This is a genomic window from Tsukamurella sp. PLM1, assembly GCF_023168325.1.
Lineage (GTDB): Bacteria > Actinomycetota > Actinomycetes > Mycobacteriales > Mycobacteriaceae > Tsukamurella.
The window spans coordinates 3,147,712-3,163,708 of the sequence record NZ_AP025688.1 but is presented as its reverse complement, the minus strand read 5'-3'; the positions used below and the strand labels follow the sequence as shown (position 1 = coordinate 3,163,708).

At 69.8% G+C, this 15,997-nt stretch carries 16 protein-coding genes and 3 pseudogenes; 15 read left to right on the top strand and 4 right to left on the bottom strand.

What is annotated here, in order from left to right; translation table 11 throughout:
- Positions 1 to 28: 28 nt before the first annotated feature.
- Positions 29 to 419, bottom strand: a pseudogene (locus MTP03_RS16220) (SRPBCC domain-containing protein).
- Positions 420 to 743: a helix-turn-helix transcriptional regulator gene (locus MTP03_RS16215; protein WP_248489113.1), complete on the bottom strand. Its 324-nt coding sequence runs from the start codon at positions 741 to 743 to the stop codon at positions 420 to 422. It abuts the pseudogene before it with no gap.
- Between the two features lie 136 nt (positions 744 to 879).
- Between MTP03_RS16215 and MTP03_RS16210 the strand changes: the two genes are divergently transcribed.
- From MTP03_RS16210 to MTP03_RS16200, 3 genes are all read left to right on the top strand, one after another.
- Complete coding sequence (locus MTP03_RS16210; RefSeq protein ID WP_248489112.1) at positions 880 to 1,872, top strand: hypothetical protein; 993 nt, start codon at positions 880 to 882, stop codon at positions 1,870 to 1,872.
- A gap of 139 nt (positions 1,873 to 2,011) precedes the next feature.
- On the top strand, positions 2,012 to 3,316 hold the full coding sequence (locus MTP03_RS16205; RefSeq protein WP_248489111.1) for a UDP-glucose/GDP-mannose dehydrogenase family protein: 1,305 nt from the start codon (positions 2,012 to 2,014) through the stop codon (positions 3,314 to 3,316).
- Positions 3,317 to 3,361: 45 nt separating this feature from the next.
- A complete protein-coding gene (locus MTP03_RS16200) occupies positions 3,362 to 4,648 on the top strand; it encodes a triacylglycerol lipase (protein WP_248489110.1) in 1,287 nt (428 codons plus the stop codon).
- Here MTP03_RS16200 and MTP03_RS16195 read toward each other — a convergent pair.
- A complete protein-coding gene (locus tag MTP03_RS16195) occupies positions 4,612 to 5,526 on the bottom strand; it encodes a TauD/TfdA family dioxygenase (protein WP_248489109.1) in 915 nt (304 codons plus the stop codon). The genes MTP03_RS16200 and MTP03_RS16195 overlap by 37 nt on opposite strands.
- 112 nt (positions 5,527 to 5,638) lie before the next feature.
- Here MTP03_RS16195 and MTP03_RS16190 point away from each other — a divergent pair.
- From MTP03_RS16190 to MTP03_RS16170, 5 genes and pseudogenes are all read left to right on the top strand, one after another.
- A pseudogene (locus MTP03_RS16190) lies at positions 5,639 to 6,471 on the top strand (rhodanese-related sulfurtransferase).
- A complete protein-coding gene (locus tag MTP03_RS16185; protein WP_248489108.1) occupies positions 6,468 to 7,538 on the top strand; it encodes a GTP-binding protein in 1,071 nt (356 codons plus the stop codon). Before MTP03_RS16190 ends, MTP03_RS16185 begins: the two are co-directional and overlap by 4 nt.
- A gap of 323 nt (positions 7,539 to 7,861) precedes the next feature.
- Complete coding sequence (locus MTP03_RS16180) at positions 7,862 to 8,227, top strand: N-acetylmuramoyl-L-alanine amidase (RefSeq protein ID WP_248489107.1); 366 nt, start codon at positions 7,862 to 7,864, stop codon at positions 8,225 to 8,227.
- Between the two features lie 526 nt (positions 8,228 to 8,753).
- Positions 8,754 to 9,131: a hypothetical protein gene (locus MTP03_RS16175; protein WP_248489106.1), complete on the top strand. Its 378-nt coding sequence runs from the start codon at positions 8,754 to 8,756 to the stop codon at positions 9,129 to 9,131.
- Between the two features lie 85 nt (positions 9,132 to 9,216).
- Positions 9,217 to 10,108 (top strand): annotated as a pseudogene (locus tag MTP03_RS16170) (SDR family oxidoreductase).
- Here the strand turns inward: MTP03_RS16170 and MTP03_RS23945 are convergent.
- Positions 10,091 to 10,456, bottom strand: coding sequence for a hypothetical protein (locus MTP03_RS23945; RefSeq protein WP_371821014.1), 366 nt, complete (start codon positions 10,454 to 10,456; stop codon positions 10,091 to 10,093). The pseudogene MTP03_RS16170 and the gene MTP03_RS23945 sit on opposite strands and share 18 nt — an antisense overlap.
- Before the next feature lie 360 nt (positions 10,457 to 10,816).
- Between MTP03_RS23945 and MTP03_RS16160 the strand changes: the two genes are divergently transcribed.
- From MTP03_RS16160 to MTP03_RS16130, 7 genes are all read left to right on the top strand, one after another.
- Positions 10,817 to 11,350 carry an NADPH-dependent FMN reductase gene (locus tag MTP03_RS16160; RefSeq protein WP_248489105.1) on the top strand — a complete coding sequence of 178 codons (534 nt, stop codon included), beginning with the start codon at positions 10,817 to 10,819 and terminating at the stop codon, positions 11,348 to 11,350.
- 363 nt (positions 11,351 to 11,713) lie between these two features.
- Entirely contained in the window at positions 11,714 to 11,962 is a 249-nt protein-coding gene (gene nrdH / locus MTP03_RS16155) for a glutaredoxin-like protein NrdH (protein WP_248489104.1), read from the top strand.
- A gap of 5 nt (positions 11,963 to 11,967) precedes the next feature.
- A complete protein-coding gene (nrdI, locus tag MTP03_RS16150) occupies positions 11,968 to 12,408 on the top strand; it encodes a class Ib ribonucleoside-diphosphate reductase assembly flavoprotein NrdI (RefSeq protein ID WP_248489103.1) in 441 nt (146 codons plus the stop codon).
- 95 nt (positions 12,409 to 12,503) lie between these two features.
- Positions 12,504 to 14,585 (top strand): class 1b ribonucleoside-diphosphate reductase subunit alpha, encoded by a 2,082-nt coding sequence (gene nrdE, locus MTP03_RS16145; protein ID WP_248492247.1) that lies wholly within the window; start codon positions 12,504 to 12,506, stop codon positions 14,583 to 14,585.
- 171 nt (positions 14,586 to 14,756) lie between these two features.
- Positions 14,757 to 15,248, top strand: coding sequence for an Hsp20/alpha crystallin family protein (locus tag MTP03_RS16140; protein WP_248492243.1), 492 nt, complete (start codon positions 14,757 to 14,759; stop codon positions 15,246 to 15,248).
- 72 nt (positions 15,249 to 15,320) lie between these two features.
- Positions 15,321 to 15,497, top strand: a complete 177-nt coding sequence (locus tag MTP03_RS16135) for a hypothetical protein (protein ID WP_248489102.1) — start codon at positions 15,321 to 15,323, stop codon at positions 15,495 to 15,497.
- A 133-nt stretch (positions 15,498 to 15,630) separates the two neighbouring features.
- Positions 15,631 to 15,960: a hypothetical protein gene (locus tag MTP03_RS16130; protein ID WP_248489101.1), complete on the top strand. Its 330-nt coding sequence runs from the start codon at positions 15,631 to 15,633 to the stop codon at positions 15,958 to 15,960.
- Positions 15,961 to 15,997 lie beyond the last annotated feature (37 nt).

Below are 15,997 nucleotides of genomic sequence, written 5' to 3'. Positions count from 1 at the left end.
GAGCCGATCATGGCAGATCCGTGCGAAGTCAGAGCCCGGCGGCGGTGTCCGCGAGGCGTGGCAGGACCACGTCGCGCCAGCCCGGGCTCATGCGGTCGAAGGCGGCTGCCATGCGCTTGTCGTCCAGATCGAACCCGCTGTGCTCCAGGAAGACGCGTGCCGCGCCCTTCGGCGCGCAACGTCCAGGCCAGCGTCCACTCGGTCGTGAAGGTGTAGACGAAGCGTTCCGGGGCTGTCGATTCGAGGACACGGCACGGCTGCGGGCCGAATCCCGGCATGTCCAGGGTGAACTCGTGGCCCACCCCGGGCCCGATGTCGCCCGCGGCCCACCAGCGGGCCACCAGCTCGGGTTCCGTGAGCGCCCGCCACACGGTGGCGGGCGGCGCGGCGACGAACTGATCCAGGGTGATGACGGCCATTCACAACTCCTCTGCGACCACGGCGAGCGCGGACAGTCGTGCGCGCCAGAACTTCTCGAACGGGTGCAACCACTCGCCGAGGTCGGCCAGAGGTTCGGCCGTGAGCCGGTAGATCCGGCGACGGCCGGCCGGGGAGTCGGCGACGAGCCCCGCATCGCGCAACACCTTGAGGTGCTCCGCCACGGCGGGGCGGCTCAGGGTGAACCGCTCGCTGAGCTCGCCCGCGGCGAGCGGACCCGCGGCGAGTATCCGGAGCAGTTCGCGGCGAACAGGATTGGCGAGCGCGAGGAAGACGCGATCGGTGTTCTCCGTCTCGGTGGTCACGCCGTCGAGGATATGTCGGAGATCTCCGACGTGTCAACTTTCTCCGACACGTCCGGGTTCGCGGCCCGCCCCAACCGTCGCTCAATGAGTGGATTCGGCTCTGATCCTCTCACTCCGCCGCCTACGATGGGCGGCTATGGACCTCAAGGGCATCGTCACCACGCCGCTGCGCGTCGCGTTCTCGACCGCTGACGCCGCGATTTCGGCGATCGAGGGCGGCGTGGCCGTCACTCGATTCGCCGTGCAGAACGTGGACTCGGAGGTGAGCAACGCGCTGCACGTGGAGGCGGGTATGTCCTCCGCCACGCCGATGCAGCTGCTGCAGCGGCTCGCCGCCCTGCTCGAGCCCGACCGCCCCGTCGGCATCATCCTCTCGCGCGGCGGGCCGCTCGACCGCGTGCTCAAGCAGGGCGGCGTGGTGGACCGGCTGACCGAGCCCGGCGGCATGCTGGAGAAGCTCACGGCACCCGGCGGCCTGTTGGACCAGGCCACCAAGGAGGACAGCCCGGTCACGCGGCTCACCGAGGAGGGCGGCCCGCTGGACCGGCTGACCCGCCCCGGCGGCGTCGTCGATCAGATCACCGAGTCCGAGGGCGTGCTCGAGCGGCTGACCTCCGAGGGCGGCGTGATCGACAAGCTCACCGCGCCGGACGGCGTGCTCGAGAAGCTCATGTCCAAGGACGGCGTGCTGGACAAGCTCACCGAGAAGGGCGGTGTGCTCGACAAGCTGGCCGCCAAGGACGGTGTGCTCGACAAGCTGACCGGCCAGGACGGCTTGATCGACAAGCTCACCGAGCCCGACGGTGTGATCGACCGCGCCATCGCGCCCGGTGGCCTCGTCGACCAGTTGCTGGGCCAGGAGGGAGCCATCGAGCGGGCCATCGCACCGGGCGGCACGCTGGACGCCGTCTCACAACTGCCGGACGTCGTGGCCGAGCTCAACGAGGCCGTCGCCCTGATGACCGCCGCCGTGAATCCGATGAGCGACCTCGTCAACCGCCTGCCCAAGCGCATCCTCAAGGGCCGTGAGGGTCGGGAGTCCAGGCGCGGTTCCGCCTCGTACGACGGTGCGCCGTCGCCCGGCGTCGCGGCGCCCGAGGCTGACGATCCCGCCACTCCGGCCCAGTAACGCCGAGGCGAACCCGGGGCCACGACGAGGCGAACGCGGGGGTTCACGGCGGGCGCGCTCGTGAATCTCCGCGTAACCCTTGCCCAATTCGGGCGCGCGGCCCTTCCGTGTCGCGCCGGCGCCGACCTATTTTCGGCACATGAAGATCACAGTGCTGGGTACGGGCTACCTGGGAGCCACGCATGCGGCGTGCATGGCGGAGCTGGGCCACGAGGTGCTCGGCGTCGACGTCGACCTCGGCAAGATCGCGGCGCTCTCCGAGGGCAAGGTGCCGTTCCACGAGCCGGGGCTCCCCGCCGTGCTCAAGCGGAACATCGAGGCGGGCCGGCTGCGCTTCACGGACTCGTACGAGGAGGCCGGGGCGTTCGGCGACGTGCACTTCATCGCGGTGGGCACCCCGCAGCGCAAGGGCGAGTTCGCCGCCGACCTCACGTACGTGAACTCCGTGGTCGATTCGCTCGTGCCGCACCTGCGGCGCGACGCCGTGATCCTGGGCAAGTCGACGGTGCCCGTCGGCACCACCGACCTGCTGCGCGCCCGCGCCGCCGAGCTGACGCCGGCCGGCGTCACCGTCGAATTCGCCTGGAACCCCGAGTTCCTGCGCGAGGGCCACGCCGTCAAGGACACCCTCGAGCCCGATCGCCTCGTGATCGGCGTCGAACCCGGCGGCCGCGCCGAGGAGGCCGCCCGCGAGCTGTACGCGGAGATCCTCGCCCGGGACACCTCGTTCTTCATCACCGACACCGCGACCGCGGAGCTGGTGAAGATCTCCGCGAACGCCTTCCTGGCTACCAAGATCTCGTTCATCAACGCGGTCGCGGAGGTGTGCGAGGCGGCGGGCGCCGACGTGGTGGCGCTCGCCGACGCGATCGGCGTGGACTCCCGCATCGGCCGCAAGTTCCTCGGTGCCGGCATCGGCTTCGGCGGCGGCTGCCTGCCCAAGGACATCCGCGCCTTCATGGCCCGCTCGGGCGAGCTGGGCGCCGGCCACATGCACGGCCTGCTGCGCGAGGTGGATGCGATCAACATGAGCCGCCGCACCCGCATGGTGGACCTGGCCCGGGAGGCGTGCGGCGGGTCCCTGCTGGGTGCGAAGGTCGCGGTGCTCGGCGCCGCCTTCAAGCCCGATTCGGACGACGTGCGCGACTCGCCGGCCCTGAACATCGCCGGCCAGATCCAGCTGCAGGGCGCGGCCGTGACGGTCTACGACCCCGAGGCGATGGACAACTCGCGCCGGGTGTTCCCCACGCTGGACTACGCCACCACCGCGCTCGAGGCCTGCGAGGGCGCCGACGTGGTGCTGGTGCTCACCGAGTGGACGCAGTTCCGCGAGCTGGACCCCGCCGTGGTCGGCGCCGTCGTGCGGAATCCGGTGCTGCTCGACGGCCGCAACTGCATGCCCACCGCCGAGTGGGTCGCCGCGGGTTGGGTCTGCTGCGCCTGACCTGCAGCTGGACAGCTTGAGTGCACATGCGTACACTCAAACTTCATGAATGCAGTCGAGGAGCGCCGTCGCGCAGAGGTCCGTGCTCTCGCTGAGCTGGGCTGTAGCGAGATAGCGGGGACCGCCGGTGGGGTGCATCGCGTGCACCGGGCGATCTCCGACCGGGTGTTCCGGTGCGTCGGCCACGGTGTCGGGCCGCTCGCGCTGCCGGTGCAGGCCCTGCACGACGGCATCACCGACGGGGTCTACGCGACGATCGGCACCGTCGCACAGACCGTCGGGCGGGTCGCGTCGGTCGGTGCGGACTGGCCCGGGGACCGGCCACCGTCGGAGACGCCCCGCGGGGCCGCCCTGATCGGCGCGGTCCTCGGGCTGATCGGAGACGACCTCGAGGACCAGGGCTCGCCGCTGGCCGCGGACCCGGTCACCGTCCGGGTCGACGGTGCCGTCGTCCACGTGGGCGAGGGGCCGGTTCCGCCCGGCCGGCTGGATTCGGCCGACGTGTTCGACGGTGCGACCGGCCGGGTCGTCGTGCTCCTGCACGGGCTCACCGAGACCGAGTACGCGTGGGGCGCGGGCGGACTGGAGGCCGACGACTACGGCGTGCGACTCGCGGTGGACCTTGGCGCCACACCGGTGTACGTGCGGTACAACAGCGGCCGGCACATCAGCGACACCGGCCGGGACGTGGCCGAGCTGCTCGAGCGGCTCGCCGCGGTGTGGCCGGTCCCCGTCACCGACCTCACCCTCATCGGGCACTCGATGGGCGGGCTGGTGGCCCGCAGCGCGGCGCATCAGGCGGTGGAGCGCGCGATGGCGTGGCCGGGCGCGGTCACGGCCACCGTCAGCCTGGGCACCCCGCACCTGGGAGCCCCGCTGGAACAGGCCGCGCACTACGGCAGTGCCGCGCTCGTGCGCGTGCCGGAGACCGCGCCGTTCGGGCGGCTGCTGCGGCGCCGCAGCGCGGGGATCCGGACCCTGCGCGGCGGCTCCCTCGTGGACGGGGACTGGCGCGGGCGCGACGCGGACGCGCTGGGACGGGCGGCCGCGGCGGAGGTGCCGTTGCACCCGGGCGCCGACCACTACTTCGTCACGGCCACGTTCACCCGCGACGCCCGGCATCCGCTGGGCCGGCTCCTGGGTGACGGGCTCGTCCTGCCCGCGAGCGCCGCCGGGCGCGGAACGGCGCGCCGAGTCGGCTTCGCGGAGGAGGGCGGGATGCACCTCGGCGGAGCCCATCACTTCACCCTGCTCCGCTCGGACGCCGTCTACGAGCGGATCCTGGGCTGGCTGGATCAGTCTCGCGAGCGCGCCGGGGTCACGGGCGAGTAGTCGGAGGCATCGCCCTTGAGCGCCACGCCCTCCCGGCCGTCGACGCCGACGGGCAGGTCGCCCGCCAGGGTCACGCGGCGCAGCACTCGCGGGTGATCGCCGTAGTCGTTGACGCCGAAGTGCTGCGTGGAACGATTGTCCCAGATCGCCACGTCGCCCGGCCGCCACGCCCAGCGGACGGTGTTGTCCGGGTTCTCGATCCGACGCTGCAGCAGCGCGAGGATCGGCGCCGAGTCCTGCGTGCTCAGGCCGGCGAACGACTTCACGAAGTGGCCCAGCAGTAGGGAGCGGCGTCCCGTTTCGGGGTGGACCCGCACCACCGGATGCTCGGCCTCGAACAGGATGCGGATGAACTCCTCGTGGTACTCGGCACGCTGGTAGGTGGCGTTGTGCCCGGCGTAGTCGTAGTCGTTCGTGTGGATCGCGCGCAGGTTCTCGGCGAGCGCCTTGAGCGGCTCCGGTAGCCGGTCGTAGGCGCGGGTGGTCGACGCCCACACGGTGTTCCCACCGTGCGGCGGCAGTACGACGGGCCGCAGGATCGACGCCTTCGGCACGCGGTCGACGAACGACACGTCGGTGTGCCAGCTGTTGGCCGCGCCCTCGATCGGGAGCAGGTCCGAGTCCGAGCGCACCGTCGGGTGCGGGGCGGTGGGTACGCCCAGGCGCCGCGCGAGGGCGTGCTGGCCGGCGTCGTCGAGGTGGTGCTGGTCGCGGAAGAAGATCACCTCGTGCTCGGCCAGCAGGTCCAGCACCCGGTCGGCGGTCGCGTCGTCGAGGTCGCCGCCCAGCCGGACCCCGTGCACGATCGCGCCGATGTGCTCGCCCAGCTCGGTCACGGTGATCTCGCTGGTGGTGGTGGGCTCGAGTATCGCGGTCATGGGGGCCTTCCTCGTCGGGCGTCGTGCCTCCAGAACACTCCTCGCGGGCCCCGCGCACCAGGGTTGCGCTCAGCGCGGGCGCAATGCGGCGGCGGATAGACTGGCGGCCGTCATGGGCAAGATCGTGCTGTTCTACGTGTTCGCCCCGCTCGCCGATCCGGACGCGATCCGGTTGTGGCAGCGGGCGCTGTGTGAGGCGAACGGCCTCCGCGGCCGGATCCTGGTGTCCCGGCACGGGATCAATGTCACCGTCGGTGGCGAGATCCGCGCGGTCAAGCGGTACCTGCGCGCCACCAGGGAGTACCCGGCGTTCGCCCGCGTCGACGTCAAGTGGTCCGACGGCGCCGCGGAGGACTTCCCGAAGCTGTCGGTGAAGGTGCGCGACGAGATCGTCACGTTCGGCGTCCCCGACGAGATCGAGGTCGACGGTGGCGGCGTGCGCGGGGAGGTGCACCTGACCCCCGACGAGGTGCACGCGCTCGTGGCCGAGAAGCCGGACGCGGTGTTCTTCGACGGGCGGAACGCGATCGAAGCGGAGATCGGCCGGTTCGCCGGCGCGGTGGTGACTCCGGCGAAGACGACCCGTGATTTCGTGACGTTGCTGGATTCGGGGAGTACGACCACCTCAAGGACCGGCCCGTGATCACCTACTGCACGGGCGGCGTGCGCTGCGAGGTGCTCAGCGCGCTGATGCGCCGGCGTGGCTTCGGCGAGGTCTACCAGCTGGACGGCGGGATCGCCCGGTACGGCGAGCGGTTCGGCGACCGCGGGCTCTGGGAGGGCTCGATGTACGTCTTCGACCGCCGGATGAGCGTGGACTTCTCGGGCTCCGCCGCGCGGATCGGGCGGTGCCGCGAGTGCGGTGCACCGACCTCGCGCGTCGCGAACCTCGCGCCGCCGCACGACCGCGACCTCGCGGTGCTGTGTGAGGCGTGCGCGCCGTGAGCCGCCGGGGCCCGGTGCCGGTGGTCGTCGTCGCCGGGTATCTGGGGGCGGGGAAGTCGACGCTGCTCAACCACCTGCTGTCCGGCGCGGATGGAGCGCGGATCGGCGTGGTGGTCAACGACTTCGGCGCGGTGAACATCGACGCGCTGCTGGTGGCCGGGGCCGGCGGGCAAGGGCCGGTGCAGACGGTGTCGCTCAGCAACGGGTGCGTGTGCTGCACCGTCGACGACGACGAACTCGAGGACGTCCTCGGCGCGCTCGCGGCCCGCGACCTCGACCTGATCGTCGTCGAGGCGTCGGGCCTCGCCGAGCCGGCGGCGATGGTGCGGCGCGTGGTGCTCGCGCCCGACCCGGGCTTCGACTACGGCGGCCTGGTGTACGTCGCCGATGCGGCGCATCTCGCCGCAACGATGGAGCGACATCCCTCGTTGCGCCACCACCTCGCCCTCGCGGACCTGGTGGTGCTCAACAAGATCGACCTCAGCGAGGATCCCGACGGGGCCCGGGCGCTGGTGCGGGAGCAGGCACCGTCGGCGCCCGTGATCGCGACCGTCGAGGCGGTCGTGCCCCTGGAACTGCTCATCGACGCCGACGTGCTCGCCCGGCGGGCCGCGGACCGCGCCGGCACGGCCCGGCAGCTCACGCTGGACGAGGCGCTGCGCGAGCACGACCACGACCAGCATCACGCGCACCCGCACCTGCACGACGGCTACGCGGCCGTGGACGTCTCGACGGGGCCGCTCGACGCGCGGGCCGCGGCCGCGCTCCTGACGGATCCGCCCCGCGGCGTGTTCCGCGTCAAGGGCTTCGTGACCGCGGCCGACGGAACGCGCCTGACGGTGCACACGGTGGGCCGGTACGTGCGCACCGCGCCGGAGCGGGCGCGACGGGGCGGTGCCGCCACCGTGCTCGTCTTCCTCGGCGTGGGGATCGACGAGGCCGAGGTCCGGCGCCGCGTCGACGCCGCGATCGCGGACCCCGAGGCCGCACCGGATCCGCAGTCGATCCTGTCGCTGCTGCGCTTCTCCGAAGCGGCGCAGTCGGATTCGACGATCCTCGAGAACTGAGCACCGGCTCCGAAGATAACGAATCGGTAACGATCGGGTTCGGGATTTCTCTCAAGTCTCAATTGATGGTTGACTGTTTCTCGTGTGACTGATGTGACGAAAGTTGCACAAGAGACGTTGGAAGGAGAGCGGCACCACTTCCCCGGTGCCCAGCTGCCCATGATCAAGACCCGTCCCCTCGGGGGCTCCGCCCCGGGCACCCCCGCCTTGCCCTCTTCGCAGGCTCGCTCGCGACCGCGACCGTCGCGCTGTTCGCAGCGCCCGGCCCGGCCGCAGCGGACCCCGCCCCCGCCGCCCCCACCAAGCCCCTCGACGGCAAGACCGTGTTCCTCGACGCCGGATCATCCATCGCCTCCGCCGCGGAGCAGGCCCGCAAGGTCGCCGACGGCCGCGGCGGTGAAGTCGCGTGTGCGAACCCCGTGGCCGTCGCCTCCAACGGCACCGCCGACCACAGCGTCAACTTCGCCGTGGCCAAGATGGTCGAGGCCGCGCTCCAGAGCCAGGGCGCCAAGGTCATCATGTCCCGCGCGAACGACGCCGGCTTCGGCGGATGCGTCACCGACCGCGCCGCCGCCGCCAACAAGTCCGGCGCCGACCTCGCCCTGAGCATCAACACCGCCGTCCAGGAGGCCGCGCAGCGCGGGTTCCTGCTCGAGACCCCGCTGCCGGTGCCACCGATCCCAAGGTGACGGCGCAGCAGGCCGTCAGCGCCCCGGCTGCGACCGTGGTGCGGGACGCGACCCGGGCGGGCGGCTTCGTCCCGGCCCAGTACCTGGGCGGCCAGGACGGGATCGCCAAGACCACCAACGCTTTCGCGTCGCTGGTCAACATCCCGCTCGTGTACGCCAACCTCGGCAACTTCGCGAACGCCGACGATGCGGCGGCTCTCACCTCGCGCGCCGGGCAGACGCGGTACGCGTCCGCGCTCGCCAACGGTGTGATCCAGCAGCTGACCGGCAAGGTGACACCGGCCGCGGCCGTGGCCGAGCCCGTCGCCGCGCAGCCCGTGGCCCCGCAGGTCGACCCGGTGGTCCCGGCCACCCCGGCGGCACCCGCGACCCCGGCAGCCCCCGCGGCTCCGGCCGCGACGGCCCCGCGGCGACGGCGCCGACCGCTCCCGCTCAGACCCCGATCGTCCCGGCCGTCCCGGGCGCCGCCGCGCCCGCCGCGACGGCACCCGCGACCCCGTCGACGGGTACCGGGGCCTCGCCCATCGTGGCGGGCGTCCCGATGCTGCAGGGCGGTGCCACCCCCGGCAGCACCACCGCTCCACAGGCGACGGCCCCCGCGGCCACCGCACAGCAGGGCACCTCGGTGAACATCCCGGGCGTGGGCCAGGTCTCGCTGCCGCAGCTACCGCAGATCACGATCCCCGGCGCGAACGGGCAGACCCAGTCGCTCGGCGTGAACACGCTGTTCGAGATGGGGCCGAAGGCCACCGAGTTCCTGAGCAGCTCGCAGGGGCAGCAGCTGGTGACGACGCTGCTCTCGAGCCCGCAGGCGTTCAACTCGCTGCAGAGCGCGCAGGGGCCGGCCGCAGCCCAGGAGATCCTCAAGGCGATCCTGAGCGCCGGCGCGATCCTGCCGAAGTAGCCACCCGCACCGCACCGACTTCCGCCGGGGACGTCACGCCCCGGCGGGAAGCGGTAGCGCGGACCGATCTGGCAAGCTGGTTGATATGGCACTCCGCAATATCGTCCGGCTCGTCCACATGGCCACGCCGGTCGAGGACCTGAAGGGGAAGAAGGTCCTCGTCACCGGCGCGGCCAGCGGGATCGGCCGCGCTACCGCGAATCTTCGCGGCGCACGGCGCCGAGCTGGTGTTGACCGACATCAACGCCGAACAGCTCGACGCCACCGTCCGTCACATCGAGGCCCTGGGCGCGAACGTCATCGCGGCCAGGGCCTTCGACGTGTCCGACTACGACGAGGTGGTGGCGTTCGGCGAAGAGGTCCACGCGCTGACCGGATCGCTGGACGTGGTGATGAACGTCGCCGGGATCGCGGTGTGGGGCACCGTCGAGAACCTCACGCACGAGCAGTGGCGCACCACCGTGGACGTGAACCTCATGGGGCCGATCCACGTGATCGAGACCTTCGTCCCGCCGATGATCGCCGCCGGACGCGGTGGCCAGCTGGTGAACGTCTCGTCCACCGCCGGGCTCATCGCACTGCCCTGGCACGCCGCGTACTCCGCCGCGAAGTTCGGCCTCGTCGGCGTGTCAGAGGTGCTCCGCTACGACCTGCGCCGGCACGGCATCGGCGTCTCGGTCGTGGTTCCGGGCGCCGTCGAGACGGGCCTGGTCAAGACCGTGCAGATCAACGGCGTGGACCGGTCGAACCCCAAGGTGAACAAGGGGATCGACGCGTTTCCGAAGGTCACCGCCGAGAAGGCGGCGCGTGCGATCATCGACGGGGTCCTGCATAACCGGTTCATCGTGTACACGTCGTTCGACACGCGGTTCGGCTACTTCTGGAAGCGGAAGTTCGCGCTGCCCTACGAGATCGCGATGCGCATCGCGAACGACCGGTTCGCCTACCTCGCGAAGATCTCAGCGCGCGGTCAGTAGCTCCACGTGCTCGACCCAGACGGCCTCGAGCGTCTCTTCGGAGACGCCGGAGTCCAGCTGGTGCAGCACCCATCCGGGGCTGAGCGTGGCCATTGGGGTGGCCGCCCACACGCCGGCGTTCTCGGCGTACCCGGCCTCGACGAGCATGGCCCGCACCGTCGTGGTGGAGACGCGCCACGGGGGCGAGCCGTAGGGGTCGCGTGCCGCCTGCTCGGCGCCGAGCAGCAGGTCGCCGTGGCGGGAGATGAGGTGCATGCGGGCCTTGCCGTACTCGGTGAGGCGGTGCACCGGATCCCCTCCGGGGCCGAGCGGTGGCGGCCCGAACATGAACCGCTGCTGCAGTTCCACCTCGTCCGCGTCGAGGAGGGACTGCAGGAGGCCGCGCGCGAGCCGAACCTGCGGAAGACGGTGCCCTTTCCCACGCCGGCCTCCTGGGCCACCGCGTCCATGCTCACCGCGTCCACGCCGCGCTCGGCGAACAGCTTCTGCGCGGCGGCGATGAGGAGCTCACGATTGCGCGCGGCATCGCGCCGCGGTTCGGCGGCGGGCTGCGCGAGGGGGAGGGTGTGGCCGGTCATCGGATCGAGCCTACCCGGCCGGATTCGGACTCACGATGAGTCCTGGGAAGAAATTCGGACCGAAGTCCGTTATCTTGTCCAGTGCGGTTCGGCAGGGCCGCCATGAACGACAGAGGAAACGGATTCGGATATGTCTGACATCACTGTGCTGGCCGTGGTCGGGTCGCTGCGCACCAGCTCGCTCAACCACGAGCTCGCCGAGGTCGCCGTCGCGAACGCGCCGGCGGGCGTCCGGGTCGAGATCGCCGAGGGGATCGGAGAGGTGCCCTTCTACAACGAGGACATCGACGGTGACGAGGCACCGGTCACCGCTGCCGCGCTTCGCGAGAAGATCGCCGGCGCCGATGCCGTGTTGCTGCTCGCCCCGCCGAACAACGGCACCCTCAGCGCCGTGCTCAAGAACGTCATCGACTGGGGCTCACGCCCCTACGGCGCGAGCGCGCTGTCCGGCAAGCGGGTCGCGCTGGCCGGCGTCGGGCACCGTCTGGACACCACGCTGGCGGACGCCGAGCGCGCGGTCACCATCGCCGGTGGCGAGGTTCCCGAGGGGCTCGTCGAGGAGTTCCCGATCGCGGGCCTCGACGGCCAGTCCGTGCGCGAGCACGCCGCCGTCGCGCAGCGCGCCGGGGATCTGCTGGAGCGGCTCGTGGCACCGGTCCGCTGACCGGTTCCGGCGCGGTTTCGGCGGTGCCCGGCGTGTCGGCTGGGCGTGTCGTGGATCCTCGGCGTGTCCTGGGGATTCACGATGAAAACGCCCTTCCGGCCGTCTTTCGACCTGGTAATTCCACGAATGTTGTTCGCAAGTGGTTGTGTCGCTTCCAGGCGGGTACCACTAGGTGTAGTGTTCACTCCACTGCGCGAGCGGACGGCCCGGAAGGCGTCCGGGAGGCATCGAGGCGCCGCTGGAGGGTCTGAACGCCGACCGAGTTCACGCAGGCAAACGTGGCGAAGAACTTGTCAGTCGCCAGGTCCATACTGGGAGTCCGGGGTCGCCAACGGACTCGAGTCGAACGAAGGGGAGCCGTCCATGAGCCAGGTCGAGATCACCGTCTACACGAAGCCCGCGTGCGTGCAGTGCAACGCCACCTACAAGGCTCTGGACAAGGCCGGTCTCGAGTACCGCGTGGTGGACATCACGGAGGACTCGGATGCGCGGGACTACGTGATGGCCCTGGGCTACCTGCAGGCCCCCGTCGTCGTCGCGGGCGACGTGCACTGGTCCGGCTTCCGGCCGGACCGGGTCAAGGCGCTCGTCGGCGTGGCCGCCACGGCGTAGTAGCGATGGCCCCGCTCGTCGTCTACTTCTCATCGGTGTCGGAGAACACGCACCGATTCGTGAAGAAGCTGGGCCTGCGCGCGGTGCGCATCCCGGTGACGCGAGCGGAGGAAACGCTCACCGTCGATGAGCCGTTCGTCCTGATCACCCCCACGTACGGCGGGGGCAAGCAGGCCACCGCGGTCTCCGGCGGGGGATACGTCCCCAAGCAGGTGATCCGCTTCCTCAACGACCAGCACAACCGCTCCCTGATCCGCGCAGTCATCGCGGCGGGGAACACCAACTTCGGCGAAGAGTTCTGCTACGCGGGAGACGTCATATCCCGCAAATGCCGGGTCCCGTACCTGTACCGCTTCGAGCTGATGGGCACCACCGAGGACGTGCAGCGCGTCCGGTCCGGGCTCGTCGACTTCTTCTCCCGCAACGACAGCAAGGAAAGCGCGTGACCGCTACACAGGAAGACCTCGTCCCCTCGGCCAGCCAGTCGGGCGTCCACACGGGGCCCGGCCACAGCGAGCTGGATTTCCACGCCCTGAACGCGATGCTGAACCTGTACGACCGGGACGGACGCATCCAGTTCGACAAGGACCGCGAGGCCGCGCGGCAGTACTTCCTGCAGCACGTCAACCAGAACACGGTCTTCTTCCACAATCTGGACGAGAAGCTCGACTACTTGGTCGAAGAGAACTACTACGAGCCCGAGGTGCTGGACAAGTACAGCCGCGAGTTCGTCAAGAGCCTGTTCGACGGTGCCTACGCGAAGAAGTTCCGGTTCCCCACCTTCCTCGGCGCGTTCAAGTACTACACCTCGTACACGCTCAAGACGTTCGACGGTAAGCGCTACCTCGAGCGGTTTGAGGACCGCGTGTGCATGGTCGCGTTGACGCTCGCCGACGGCGACGAGAAGCTGGCCGTCTCGCTCGTGGACGAGATCATCGCCGGTCGCTTCCAGCCGGCCACCCCCACCTTCCTCAACTCGGGCAAGAAGCAGCGCGGAGAGCCGGTGTCGTGCTTCCTGCTGCGCATCGAGGACAACATGGAGTCGATCGGCCGGTCGATCAACTCCGCCCTGCAGCTGTCCAAGCGCGGCGGCGGAGTGGCCCTGCTGCTCAGCAACATCCGTGAGCACGGCGCACCGATCAAGAAGATCGAGAACCAGAGCTCGGGCGTCATCCCCATCATGAAGCTGCTCGAGGACTCGTTCAGCTACGCCAACCAGCTCGGCGCCCGGCAGGAAGCGGGCGCGGTGTACCTGCACGCGCACCACCCCGACATCTACCGCTTCCTGGACACCAAGCGTGAGAACGCGGACGAGAAGATCCGCATCAAGACGCTGTCGCTGGGCGTGGTCATTCCGGACATCACGTTCGAGCTCGCCAAGAACAACGACGACATGTACCTGTTCTCCCCGTACGACGTCGAGCGGGTGTACGGCGTGCCGTTCGCCGACGTGAACGTGAGCGAGAAGTACCACGAGATGGTCGACGACTCGCGGATCCGCAAGACCAAGATCAACGCCCGCGAGTTCTTCCAGACCCTCGCCGAGCTGCAGTTCGAGTCCGGCTACCCGTACATCATGTACGAGGACACCGTGAACCGCGCCAACCCCATCGCAGGCAAGATCACGCACTCCAACCTGTGCAGCGAGATCCTGCAGGTGTCGACTCCGTCGACCTACAACGACGACCTGTCGTACGCCGAGGTGGGCAAGGACATCTCCTGCAACCTGGGCTCGCTGAACATCGCGAAGACGATGGACAGCCCCGACTTCGGCGCCACGATCGAGACCGCGATCCGCGGCCTGACCGCCGTGTCCGATCAGACGGACATCAGCTCCGTGCCGTCGATCGAGAAGGGCAACAACCTCTCCCACGCCATCGGCCTCGGGCAGATGAACCTGCACGGCTACCTGGCCCGCGAGCGCGTCTTCTACGGCTCGGAGGAGGGTGTCGACTTCACCAACATCTACTTCTACACCGTGGTCTACCACGCGATCCGCGCGTCGAATCGCATTGCGCGCGAACGGGGCCAGTCGTTCGGCGGATTCGCGGAGAGCAAGTACGCGAGCGGCGAGTTCTTCGACAAGTACACCGATCAGGCGTGGAAGCCCGCCACTGCCAAGGTGGCCCAGCTGTTCGCCGATGCGGAGATCCACGTTCCGACCCAGGACGACTGGCGCGCACTCAAGTCCGATGTGCAGCAGTACGGGCTGTACAACCAGAACCTGCAGGCAGTGCCGCCCACCGGCTCGATCAGCTACATCAACCACTCCACGAGCTCGATCCACCCCGTCGCGGCGAAGGTCGAGATCCGCAAGGAGGGCAAGATCGGCCGCGTGTACTACCCGGCGCCGTACATGGACAACGACAACCTGGAGTACTACCAGGACGCGTACGAGATCGGCTACGAGAAGATCATCGACACGTACGCGGCCGCCACGCAGCACGTGGACCAGGGCCTGTCACTGACGCTGTTCTTCAAGGACACCGCCACCACCCGCGACGTGAACCGCGCGCAGATCTACGCCTGGCGCAAGGGCATCAAGACGCTGTACTACATCCGCCTGCGCCAGATGGCCCTCGAGGGGACCGAGGTGGAGGGCTGCGTCAGCTGCATGTTGTGACCGAAGCGAACTAAATGCCGGCCAGGGATTCCTGGCCGGCATTTTTCGGTTCCGGAATCGGTCGCGGACCTCTAGCACTCGGGCACGGAGAGTGCTAGAACTGATGGTGCACAGTTGATGAGTCGCCCGTCAGAGCGGCGGGCGGCCTGGAGTTCACGGGAGGTGTTTGCTGTGCTGAGGTTCGATCCATTCTCCGAGTTGGATGTCGTGGCCCGGGGCCTGCTCTCCGCCGGCCGGGAAACCGGATCGCCGCGATCGCCGCGGTTCATGCCGATGGATCTCTACCAGGTGGACGACCACTACGTCCTCACCGCCGACCTGCCGGGCGCGGACCCCGGCTCGATCGACGTCGACGTCGAGAACGGCGTTCTCACTCTCACCGGCCGGCGCACGGCCATGTCCGATTCCGGGGTCCGGTGGCTGACCAGCGAGCGGTTCTCCGGCGTCTATCGTCGGCAGTTGGCCCTGGGCGACAGTATCGACACTGCGGGAATCGCCGCGCGCTACGACAACGGTGTTCTCACAGTGACGATTCCTATCGCCGAGCGCGCGAAACCCAGGCGGATCGTCGTGGAGCAGAGCTCCGACGAACCGCAGTGCGAGCAGCTCGCAGTCGAGTCGAGCGCGTCCGACGACGAATCCCGCATCGATGTAGCCGGTTGACCGGGCGCGGCGGCGGGGCCAGGGCCTTCGCCGGCCTCGCCACCGCACCGCCAGCACGAACGGAGAAAGCGCATGCTGTACCGCAGCGACGACCGTCTCCACGGTATGGGAGACGGAGTGCCTCAAGCCGATCCAGCAGATGTCGCCGAGCAGGTGCGCACGGTCGACCTCGACACACTGATCGACGACTATCCGTGGGTGCGTCGCGACGAAGTGCTGATCATCGACGGCCGGCGCTTCTTCGTCTAGTCGTCGGTTCATCGCCGCAGACCGCACCGCGAGGGTCGGGGGTTCCTTGACGGGCTGGTCGGAGCCCCCGACCCGACTCCCTTGTGTTTCCGCCTGTTTCGACCGGCCCCTTGGAGTCCATGAGGACGAACACGTGAGAAATCTGCATCGACTCACCGCGACCATCGACATCACGCGCCCGCTGCCCACCGAGGACGGCGCCCGCGTCGTCGGGAGGGTGGAAGTGGTCACTGAATGCACCCCGTCCGGACGGGCCACCATGCGCTGCCGCACCGTCGGTGACGAGACGTGGCACCCGGTCGCGGGAGGCAGTGCCGACTTGGCCGATCGGGCCGATCTGCCGTTCCATCACTCGGCGACGTTGTCGCGATTGACGACTCACCCGCCTGCGGCCGACGCCGACCCCGAGGCCGTCGCGTTCTACTTCTGTGACGATCTCGACGCGCCGCCGCGCGTGGCGTAGGGGCCGCCGAGGTCGCGGGGAAGGTGCGGCGGCCGCG

Bases quoted from the DNA above. Each gene is read 5' to 3' on its own strand.
- MTP03_RS16135 (WP_248489102.1), top strand. From the start codon at position 15,321: ATGCTGTACCGCAGCGACGACCGTCTCCACGGTATGGGAGACGGAGTG.
- MTP03_RS16210 (WP_248489112.1), top strand. From the start codon at position 880: ATGGACCTCAAGGGCATCGTCACCACGCCGCTGCGCGTCGCGTTCTCG.
- MTP03_RS16205 (WP_248489111.1), top strand. From the start codon at position 2,012: ATGAAGATCACAGTGCTGGGTACGGGCTACCTGGGAGCCACGCATGCG.
- MTP03_RS16200 (WP_248489110.1), top strand. From the start codon at position 3,362: ATGAATGCAGTCGAGGAGCGCCGTCGCGCAGAGGTCCGTGCTCTCGCT.
- nrdH (WP_248489104.1), top strand. From the start codon at position 11,714: ATGAGCCAGGTCGAGATCACCGTCTACACGAAGCCCGCGTGCGTGCAG.
- MTP03_RS16160 (WP_248489105.1), top strand. From the start codon at position 10,817: ATGTCTGACATCACTGTGCTGGCCGTGGTCGGGTCGCTGCGCACCAGC.
- MTP03_RS16195 (WP_248489109.1), bottom strand. From the start codon at position 5,526: ATGACCGCGATACTCGAGCCCACCACCACCAGCGAGATCACCGTGACC.
- nrdE (WP_248492247.1), top strand. From the start codon at position 12,504: ATGCTGAACCTGTACGACCGGGACGGACGCATCCAGTTCGACAAGGAC.
- nrdI (WP_248489103.1), top strand. From the start codon at position 11,968: ATGGCCCCGCTCGTCGTCTACTTCTCATCGGTGTCGGAGAACACGCAC.